The sequence below is a fragment of the Mariniflexile sp. genome (assembly GCF_052728615.1).
The window spans coordinates 1-8,308 of record NZ_JBFVFE010000097.1; the positions used below are offsets into that span (position 1 = coordinate 1).

Annotated in this window: 12 protein-coding genes; 5 read left to right on the plus strand and 7 right to left on the minus strand. The window is 33.4% G+C overall.

The genetic code is table 11. The annotated features are described in order from the left end of the window. The first annotated feature begins 164 nt into the window (after positions 1 to 164). A complete protein-coding gene (locus tag ACU1LP_RS18900; protein WP_445733041.1) occupies positions 165 to 329 on the plus strand; it encodes a twin-arginine translocation signal domain-containing protein in 165 nt (54 codons plus the stop codon). A 202-nt stretch (positions 330 to 531) separates the two neighbouring features. Here ACU1LP_RS18900 and ACU1LP_RS18905 read toward each other — a convergent pair whose 3' ends face one another. Next, on the minus strand, positions 532 to 1,014 hold the full coding sequence (locus ACU1LP_RS18905; RefSeq protein ID WP_445737058.1) for an Arm DNA-binding domain-containing protein: 483 nt from the start codon (positions 1,012 to 1,014) through the stop codon (positions 532 to 534). Between the two features lie 549 nt (positions 1,015 to 1,563). Here ACU1LP_RS18905 and ACU1LP_RS18910 point away from each other — a divergent pair. Continuing rightward, on the plus strand, positions 1,564 to 2,778 hold the full coding sequence (locus ACU1LP_RS18910; protein ID WP_445737059.1) for an RsmB/NOP family class I SAM-dependent RNA methyltransferase: 1,215 nt from the start codon (positions 1,564 to 1,566) through the stop codon (positions 2,776 to 2,778). Positions 2,779 to 3,114: 336 nt separating this feature from the next. Beyond that, the gene (locus ACU1LP_RS18915; RefSeq protein ID WP_445733044.1) at positions 3,115 to 3,501 is read left to right on the plus strand and encodes a hypothetical protein; all 387 of its coding nucleotides are present in this window, start codon (positions 3,115 to 3,117) and stop codon (positions 3,499 to 3,501) included. Between the two features lie 78 nt (positions 3,502 to 3,579). On the opposite strand, the gene ACU1LP_RS18920 is transcribed toward ACU1LP_RS18915, so the two are convergent. The 6 genes from ACU1LP_RS18920 to recF form a co-directional block, all read right to left on the minus strand. After that, a complete protein-coding gene (locus ACU1LP_RS18920; protein ID WP_445733045.1) occupies positions 3,580 to 3,771 on the minus strand; it encodes a cold-shock protein in 192 nt (63 codons plus the stop codon). A 144-nt stretch (positions 3,772 to 3,915) separates the two neighbouring features. After that, on the minus strand, positions 3,916 to 4,107 hold the full coding sequence (locus ACU1LP_RS18925) for a cold-shock protein (RefSeq protein WP_072402704.1): 192 nt from the start codon (positions 4,105 to 4,107) through the stop codon (positions 3,916 to 3,918). A gap of 336 nt (positions 4,108 to 4,443) precedes the next feature. Beyond that, entirely contained in the window at positions 4,444 to 4,635 is a 192-nt protein-coding gene (locus ACU1LP_RS18930; protein WP_034044451.1) for a cold-shock protein, read from the minus strand. Positions 4,636 to 4,732: 97 nt separating this feature from the next. Next, complete coding sequence (locus tag ACU1LP_RS18935) at positions 4,733 to 5,029, minus strand: DUF721 domain-containing protein (protein WP_445737060.1); 297 nt, start codon at positions 5,027 to 5,029, stop codon at positions 4,733 to 4,735. Between the two features lie 3 nt (positions 5,030 to 5,032). Continuing rightward, positions 5,033 to 5,722 carry a 2'-5' RNA ligase family protein gene (locus ACU1LP_RS18940; protein ID WP_445737061.1) on the minus strand — a complete coding sequence of 230 codons (690 nt, stop codon included), beginning with the start codon at positions 5,720 to 5,722 and terminating at the stop codon, positions 5,033 to 5,035. Beyond that, positions 5,719 to 6,798 carry a DNA replication/repair protein RecF gene (gene recF / locus ACU1LP_RS18945; RefSeq protein ID WP_445737062.1) on the minus strand — a complete coding sequence of 360 codons (1,080 nt, stop codon included), beginning with the start codon at positions 6,796 to 6,798 and terminating at the stop codon, positions 5,719 to 5,721. The genes ACU1LP_RS18940 and recF overlap by 4 nt, the downstream gene beginning before the upstream one ends. A gap of 140 nt (positions 6,799 to 6,938) precedes the next feature. Here recF and ACU1LP_RS18950 point away from each other — a divergent pair, with 140 nt between their 5' ends. Both ACU1LP_RS18950 and ribH read left to right on the plus strand, forming a co-directional pair. Continuing rightward, positions 6,939 to 7,709, plus strand: coding sequence for a tetratricopeptide repeat protein (locus tag ACU1LP_RS18950; RefSeq protein WP_445734696.1), 771 nt, complete (start codon positions 6,939 to 6,941; stop codon positions 7,707 to 7,709). An 18-nt stretch (positions 7,710 to 7,727) separates the two neighbouring features. Further along, on the plus strand, positions 7,728 to 8,213 hold the full coding sequence (gene ribH, locus ACU1LP_RS18955) for a 6,7-dimethyl-8-ribityllumazine synthase (protein ID WP_445734697.1): 486 nt from the start codon (positions 7,728 to 7,730) through the stop codon (positions 8,211 to 8,213). Positions 8,214 to 8,308 lie beyond the last annotated feature (95 nt).

An 8,308-nucleotide genomic window follows, 5' to 3' on the forward strand; every position in this document is an offset into this window, starting at 1 on the left:
TTCACTCCTCTAAAAATATTTGATTCTGCCATTTGGCAAAAATAACTTATTGCGACTTAAACGCCTATACCAATAAATTAATAAGCTTGTGATTTGTTAAGATATATTCAATAATCAAGAAAAACAGATTATGATAAGGAGACTAATTTTAAAGAATAAAAGTTATGACAGATAAAAAACGAAGAACATTTTTAAAGAATTTAGGTTTAGTAGGAGGAGCATTGGTAACAACACCAGCAATGTGTCTTGTCACGTTGTTAAACAATACATACTTAATTAAGAATTCTAAATTTAGCTTTAAATATCTTAATATCTTGCTTGATAATTAAAATACAATTATATTTATTACTCCTTTAAATATAGGTAAAACAAAACAAAAGTTCTTATCAAATAAGTTACCTATTCGGTTACCAAGTTGTAAATAGATGTGTAACTATTTGAATACTAAAAATATATGGTTAGTAGGTTCTACCTGCCACCCCGACTTTTAGGGTATCAATTGATATCAAAAGAATGTTAATTTATTGAAATTCAGTATTTTAATTTTTTTTTGAATTCATTTGTATCCATTTGAGTACAAATATGAAGGTGTCCTATTAGGTGTCCTGTTTTTAGGAAATAATGTCCTAAATTTGTGCTTATAGTGACACCAAAATTTCGTACAGTTCCAGAAGCAAATGTGTTTTCCGTTTTACTAGTATGATATTCTAAAATATTTTGGAGTGTCTTGGAGTTTTCATCTTCACCCAAATAAATTTCCTTTATCAATTTTGCCGTGATAAGTTCTCCTTTGAATTTTAAATCTTGGTAGCATTGAAAAAGTTGTGTTTGCACCTGAGCCAAATACTGGTTGATTTGTCGAGCCTCCCTTGAATTACCTCGTGCCTTCTTTTTGGTACTGTCCCATAGTTGTAAAGGAATTTTCCTTTTCAAGCTTATGTCAATTCGTTTACCGTTTACTGTAATCCTTGCATAAAGTGGCGCTTCGTTATTGATTGCTTTAGAACTTTGCACTAAAAATAGTGTTTAAAAAGTGTGTTTTGTACGCATAGTTGTCGTCTTTAAATTATTAAACATTTATCGAGACAAAAGTCAAATCAACTATTCTAATTCAATGAAGTAATTTGATCAAAGTGTGGGCTAAGCACACACTTTGAAAAAAGGTATCCTTTTAGCACACATTTAAAATCAAATCAATTCAAATCTTATGTACTCCTAAAAACCTGAAAACCATGTAAATCATAAGACTTACATGGTTTTGTTGCTAATTATATTAGCTTTTAGTGACCTCGACCGGATTTAAACCCATAAGTCTATTTATATTCAATAGAAGTTTTAAAATATTATCTAAAAAAACAGAATTTAATACTCCTATTGAAATGACTCACAAAAAAATTGAAATGACTCACAAAAAAGAAGAGGTTAGCGAAATAGTTTAGCCCCCAATAAGTTCGGAGTGATATTTTAAATTTCCATAAAAGTAAAAAAGCAAAATCAATAAACTTACAATCCGCTAAACAAATAAACATTTTAAACGTAACTTTGCACACTTATTTACAAAATATGCGATTACACAGAAATTTATGCTTTTCGGTTATTGATGGATTGACCCTTATTTTCAATGAAGGAAACTACGCCGACAAAGTGATACAGCAATTATTAAAACGCGATAAACGTTGGGGCGCACGCGACCGCGCTTTTGTTGCCGAAACCACTTATGACATCGTGCGTTGGAAACGTTTATATGCTGAAATTGCTGAAGTTAAGGAACCTTTTGACCGTGATAACTTATGGCGCATGTTTGCTGTTTGGGCAACCTTAAGAGGCATCAAATTGCCGGATTGGACCTATTTTGAAAACACCCCGACCCGTAAAATAAAGGGCCGTTTTGATGAGCTGTCCAAAATCAGGAAATTGAAAGAATCCATTCCCGATTGGTTGGATGCATTGGGCGAAAAAGAATTGGGCAATGACGTTTGGTCTAAAGAAATAACTGCCTTAAACGAACAAGCCGATGTTATTTTAAGAGTAAATACGTTAAAAACAACCAAAGAAAAACTACAAACCGAACTGTTCGATTTAGATATTGAAACCGATTTTTTACCAGATTACCCCAATGCTTTAAAACTAAAAGAACGCGCCAACGTATTTACCACCGATGCCTTTAAAAATGGCTTTTTTGAAGTACAGGATGCCTCTTCGCAATTGGTAGCTGAGTTTTTAAACGTACAACCGGGTATGCGCGTGGTAGATGCATGTGCCGGTGCAGGCGGAAAAACATTGCATATTGCGTCCCTTATGGAAAACAAAGGGCAAATAATTGCTTTGGATATTTACGAAAATAAACTGCATGAATTAAAACGTCGCGCAAAACGTAATGGCGCCCATAATATTGAACCCCGTGCTATTGATTCGACAAAAGTGATTAAAAAATTGTATGACAAAGCCGATCGTGTGTTGATAGATGCACCATGTTCTGGGTTAGGAGTGTTGCGAAGAAACCCGGATTCCAAATGGAAATTGCAACCCGAATTTATTGAAAAAATAAAAGCCACCCAACAAGACATTTTACAGCAATATTCCAGAATGGTAAAAGTGAGAGGACAATTGGTGTACGCCACCTGTTCGGTGTTGCCGTCTGAAAACCAAAAGCAAGTAGAAACTTTTTTAAAGTCGGATGCAGGAACAGGTTTTACCTTGATAAAAGACAAAAAAGTATTGTCTCACCAATCTGGTTTTGATGGGTTTTATATGGCGTTGTTGGAGCGGAAAAGTTAAGACTTGTTCCAAAATTACGGTCTTAATGCAAGTGAAGCATGTTCCAGAATCAAAACAAATCCCGATAGCATATTATCAGGATTTTTTTTGTTTTTTTAGTAGGAAAAATTAATTATCTTTAGGGGTAAGATTAACGAAAAAGGTATTATATACTGATAATTTTCTGGGATATGAACAATAAAAGTAAATATATGACCCCGTCGTGCGTCATGCCATAAGCAGCGTAACAGTTTACCATTGAACCAGACGATAATGAAACAATATTAATAAGATCGTGAAAGAATTATAACTTACGATTGATCAAAACATCATTTTTAATCTCTTACAAACAAATAAATGAAAAAACTTTTTTTATGCTGCGTACAATTATTAAGTATTGGGTTTTTATTGGCACAAGAAACAAGCATTAACTCAAAGTATGATCCCAAAGATTTTTATTTACCATCATTTAATCCACCGCCGGGAAATGTATATCGGTCGGCAAAAGGTACACCCGGCCCTTTGTACTGGCAAAACAGAGCAGATTATTTAATACATACTACCTTAAGTGAGAAGGATACCAGCATTACAGGAGATGTAACCATTACCTGTACCAATAATAGCCCTGATGGCCTGGAATATTTATGGCTGCAGTTAGACCAAAATCTTTTTTCCGCTAAATCAACAGGAGCATCAATAACTGCTGCTTCAGATACCAGGTCCGGTACGAAGAACTTTTTTTAAAAATAGGACTAGTTAAAAAAATAAAATCCCGCAAGCTACGGGATTTTTTTTACCTTAAAAAAAATTAAATAGTATATATTAAATTACTTTTACATTTACTGCGTTTAATCCTTTTTTACCTTCTTTTAGTTCAAATTCAACGGCATCGCCTTCACGAACTTCGTCAATTAGACCTGAAATGTGAACAAAATGTTCTTTTTTCGAACCGTCTTCAACAATAAAACCAAAACCTTTGGCATCGTTGAAGAATTTTACTGTTCCTGTACTCATACTTTAAATTTATTAATGTTTATAATATAAATGTACAGCAAAATTTTATTAAAAAAAACTCTTTTTTTTAGAAATTGTATAAAAACAAAAAAGTCTATCAAATTAACTGATAGACTCTTAATTGTAATTGTTAAAGTATATGTATTAGATTACTTTTACGTTTACGGCGTTTAAACCTTTTTTGCCTTCTTGTAGATCGAATTCTACGGCATCACCTTCACGAATTTCGTCGATAAGTCCTGAAATGTGTACGAAATGTTCTTTGTTGTTGTCATCTTCAGTGATGAATCCAAAACCTTTTGAATCATTGAAGAATTTTACGGTACCTTTACTCATTTTTAAAATATTAATTATTAATTGTTGCAAAAGTAGTGCTAAATATTATGATAAATCATTTATTTAGCAACTTATTTTATTTTAGAACTCATTTAAAGTTTTTCAGTTGGCTAAAAAATTATCCTTTTTCACCCATTCCTGCCTGCCGGCAGGTTTTATCTTTTTTTAGTTCCGTAGCACTATGCAACTAAAAAAAGCCTTCAACCGATCACAAAATGATTAATTTTCGCCTCAATCAAAAACTTTAAATGAGTTGAGTTCCTAAAGTAAAATCCAACAAAAAAGTCTATCAAATTGATTGATAGACTTTTAATTGTAATTGTTAAAGTATATGTATTAGATTACTTTTACGTTTACGGCGTTTAATCCTTTTCTACCTTCTTGTAGATCGAATTCTACGGCATCACCTTCACGAATTTCATCGATTAGTCCTGAAATGTGCACGAAATGTTCTTTGTTGTTGTCATCTTCAGTGATGAATCCAAAACCTTTGGAATCATTGAAGAATTTTACGGTACCTTTACTCATTGTATGTATTTATAAAAAATTAAGGCACAAAGGTAATAAAATAATTCACAAATTATTGCTTTTTGTGGTTTTTTTTATTTAACACCTGCTTACGTAATTATCTTAGTATCAATTTTTTAATAATTTCTTTTCCTAATTCTTCATTCAGCATCTTGATGATTTTTTCTTTTCCGTAACTTAATTCTTCTCTCAAAACACTCGAATTAAGTTGAATATAAAGCGTGTCGCGCTCTAAATTTACGGAGGTGGTGTAATTGTTAACACCATTGCCCATAAGGTTTGCCCAGGCATCGGCAACATTCACTTTGTTCAATCCTTTTTCCAATCTATTGGTTTCAACAAATTCTTTAAGTGCATCTTGCATGCTTATATGTTCGTTGTTGCGTTTTGCCATTTTTTATTCGTTTTTGATGGTGAATTCGGATAGTTTTTCAACAAATTCATCTCTTTGATACCAATCGTTGTAAACTAATTCCATGGTTTTAACTTGAAAGGTCCCAAACGTGTGAGTTCTATACTTTTCCAAAACTTCTAAAAATTTTGATTTTTGATTGAGTTTTTCCTTAAAGCGTACTACTGTGGCGTGCGCTGTTTGTATAGCATAGCGTTTATCGATACTTTGCTCTAAGTTTGAATTTTTAAACCGGTCTCTTAATTGGTCTCTTAGTTCGTTTAATGAATCATTACTCATAAATCCTTGAATCATTAAACATGAAGGAGAAGCTGTAACGCCTTTAAATTCAATATCTAAATTAGACATATTCAGTAAACTTTCTCTAATTATTTCAATGTATTTTGTGATATCGATTTGTTCTAATTTAAAGCCATTATAACATGATATGATGGACATGACTGTAATATGGATATCCGAATTTTCATAATAATACTGGTTAGGATCTATCCTTTTAAGTATGTTTAAAAACTTTTGAATCTCATTTTTAATAGATGTTGAAGGTCTTATTAAAAGCGTGATACCAAACCTGCTATCCAAAGGCGAATTTATTAAATGGTCAATCTCGTAATTATCTGATAAAATCCGTTCGATGGATTTATCATAAAGATTTTCATAATGGGTTTTAAGGTTCATAATCTAAACATCTCATACGATTGGTGCACCTGCTTCACCGCATTTTCAGTACGTTCAGCATGCGTATCACTTATAAAAAGCTGCCCAAAATTTTCATTGTCCACTAATTTAATAATCTGTGCCACTCTGTTTTCATCCAGTTTATCAAAAATATCGTCCAATAATAAAATAGGGTTTACATGGCTTTGCGCTTTTATAAAATCGAACTGCGCCAATTTCAAGGCTATTAAAAACGATTTTTGCTGTCCTTGGCTCCCGAATTTTTTAATGGGATGGCTCTCAATATTAAAATGTAAATCATCTTTATGGATGCCCACACTGGTGTACTGCAAAGCCTTGTCTTTATTGATGTTTTTTTGAAGCAGTGTGTTTAGGCTGTCTTCAAACAAATCGCTATGGTAATTTAATTCCACCACTTCCTTGCCATTGCTTATGGCTTCGTAACGCTCTTTGAAAATAGGGATGAACGCTTCCAAAAAGGACGCTCTTTTTTTAAAAATTTCAGTTCCAAAATCATTTAACTGATCGTTGTAAACCTCAATGGTATCTTTATTGAACGTGTGGTTCAATGCAAAATACTTTAACAAAGCGTTGCGTTGCGATAGTATTTTATTGTATTTAATCAAGTGGGTCAGGTAGCTTTTATCGCTTTGCGAAATCACGCTATCAATAAATTTCCGGCGGGTATCGCTCCCTTCAATAATTAAATCCCTATCAGCTGGCGAAATAATGACCAATGGCAAAAAACCAATATGTTCGCTGAATTTTTCATAGGCTTTTCCGTTGCGCTTAATCACTTTGGTCTGTCCGCGTTTTAAACTTATTGTAACTTTTTCGGTTTTATCGTCCTTTTCATAGTCGCCTTGTATTACAAAAAAATCTTCGTCATGCTTAATATTTTGGGATGCCACCGGATTAAAATAGCTTTTTCCGAAGGATAAATGATAAATAGCATCCAGAACATTTGTTTTTCCTATACCGTTATTGCCAACAATACAATTTATCTTATCGCTGAAAGTGAAGGACTTGCTATCGAAATTCTTGTAATTTAATAATGAAAGTGATTTTAAAATCATACAAAATGTAACTTAATAGATACAAATAAGAGGCTACTCTTTAAAAGGATGTGCAAATTATTCAAAAATATCAAATAAATTACGGTTTAGTTATGAAGAAAAATTATATTTTTGCGGCGCAATAATTTTAGACAAAATACATGGCAACTTATAATAAAAAAGGTTATAAACCAAAAACGAAAGAAGAAAAGAAAGTGGATATTGAAGCAGGATCAACAACTGCGGAGGTTTTTAATACGCTTGACGAATCGGCATCAAAAACCGAAGCATTTGTAGAAAAGAACCAAAAGTATATTTTCGTACTTATAGGTATTGTTGCTGTAGTGGTTTTAGGCTATTTAGGTTATAACGAATTTGTTGCAAAACCAAAGCAAGTTACTGCCATGAACGATATGTTTCAGGCACAAAAATATTTTAATGAAGCGGTTAATGGTACTGCCAAAGATTCACTTTATACCTTGGCTCTAAAAGGAGGCGAAGGTAAGTTTGGAATGTTGGATATCATAAAAGAGCACAGTGGTACTCCTTCTGCTAATTTGGCTAGCTATTATGCTGGAACGGCTTATTTGCATTTAAAAGATTATAAAAATGCGATTGAGCATTTAAGTGATTTTAAAAGTGACGACGAGATTTTAGCGCCTTTAGCTAAAGGAAATATTGGTGATGCCTTTGCGCAATTAAACCAAAAGGAAGATGCATTGGATTATTATGTGCAAGCGGCAGACATGCGAAATAACAACTATACCGCACCTATGTATTTGTATAAAGCTGGCGTTCTGGCATTAGATTTAGGAAAGGCAGATAAAGCACTTACTTATTTTAATAGAATTAAGGACGAATATCCAAATTCAGCCGAGGCCGGTACCATAGAAGTTTTTATTGGTAAAGCCCAAGTGTTGGCAAACAAATAATACCTAAATTGGTATATCATGGCTACGGCAAATAAAAATTTATCGGATTACGATAAAACAACCATCCCAAATGCGAGCAAGTTTCGGTTTGGGATTGTTGTTTCAGAATGGAACGATACCATTACCGAAGGATTATTTCAAGGTGCTTATGATGCGCTTATAGAAAACGGTGCGTTGCCAAACAACATCATCCGTTGGGATGTTCCTGGAAGTTTCGAGCTTATCTACGGAAGTAAAAAAATGCAGCAACAAATGGTAAATGCCGTTATTGCCATAGGTTGTGTTATTCAGGGTGAAACCAAACATTTCGATTTTGTATGTGAGGGTGTTACCCAAGGCATCAAAGACCTGAATGTGTTGCACGAAACACCCGTAATTTTCTGTGTGCTTACCGATAATACCATGCAACAATCTATCGACCGTTCTGGTGGCAAACATGGTAATAAAGGTACTGAAGCCGCTATTGCCGCTATTAAAATGGCGGAGTTACGGAAAAATAGTTAGTTTTCAGTCGCAGTCGCAGTTTTCAGTCGCAGTTGGTTCGTAAATCAAAAATCGTTACTCGCTAATCAAAAATCATTTTGGCTATTTTTAAGTTC

Coding starts and splice junctions, on each gene's coding strand:
- ACU1LP_RS18900 (WP_445733041.1), top strand. CDS start 165: ATGACAGATAAAAAACGAAGAACATTTTTAAAGAATTTAGGTTTAGTA.
- ACU1LP_RS18910 (WP_445737059.1), top strand. CDS start 1,564: ATGCGATTACACAGAAATTTATGCTTTTCGGTTATTGATGGATTGACC.
- ACU1LP_RS18915 (WP_445733044.1), top strand. CDS start 3,115: ATGAAAAAACTTTTTTTATGCTGCGTACAATTATTAAGTATTGGGTTT.
- ACU1LP_RS18920 (WP_445733045.1), bottom strand. CDS start 3,771: ATGAGTACAGGAACAGTAAAATTCTTCAACGATGCCAAAGGTTTTGGT.
- ACU1LP_RS18925 (WP_072402704.1), bottom strand. CDS start 4,107: ATGAGTAAAGGTACCGTAAAATTCTTCAATGATTCAAAAGGTTTTGGA.
- ACU1LP_RS18930 (WP_034044451.1), bottom strand. CDS start 4,635: ATGAGTAAAGGTACCGTAAAATTCTTCAATGATTCCAAAGGTTTTGGA.
- ACU1LP_RS18935 (WP_445737060.1), bottom strand. CDS start 5,029: ATGGCAAAACGCAACAACGAACATATAAGCATGCAAGATGCACTTAAA.
- ACU1LP_RS18940 (WP_445737061.1), bottom strand. CDS start 5,722: ATGAACCTTAAAACCCATTATGAAAATCTTTATGATAAATCCATCGAA.
- recF (WP_445737062.1), bottom strand. CDS start 6,798: ATGATTTTAAAATCACTTTCATTATTAAATTACAAGAATTTCGATAGC.
- ACU1LP_RS18950 (WP_445734696.1), top strand. CDS start 6,939: ATGGCAACTTATAATAAAAAAGGTTATAAACCAAAAACGAAAGAAGAA.
- ribH (WP_445734697.1), top strand. CDS start 7,728: ATGGCTACGGCAAATAAAAATTTATCGGATTACGATAAAACAACCATC.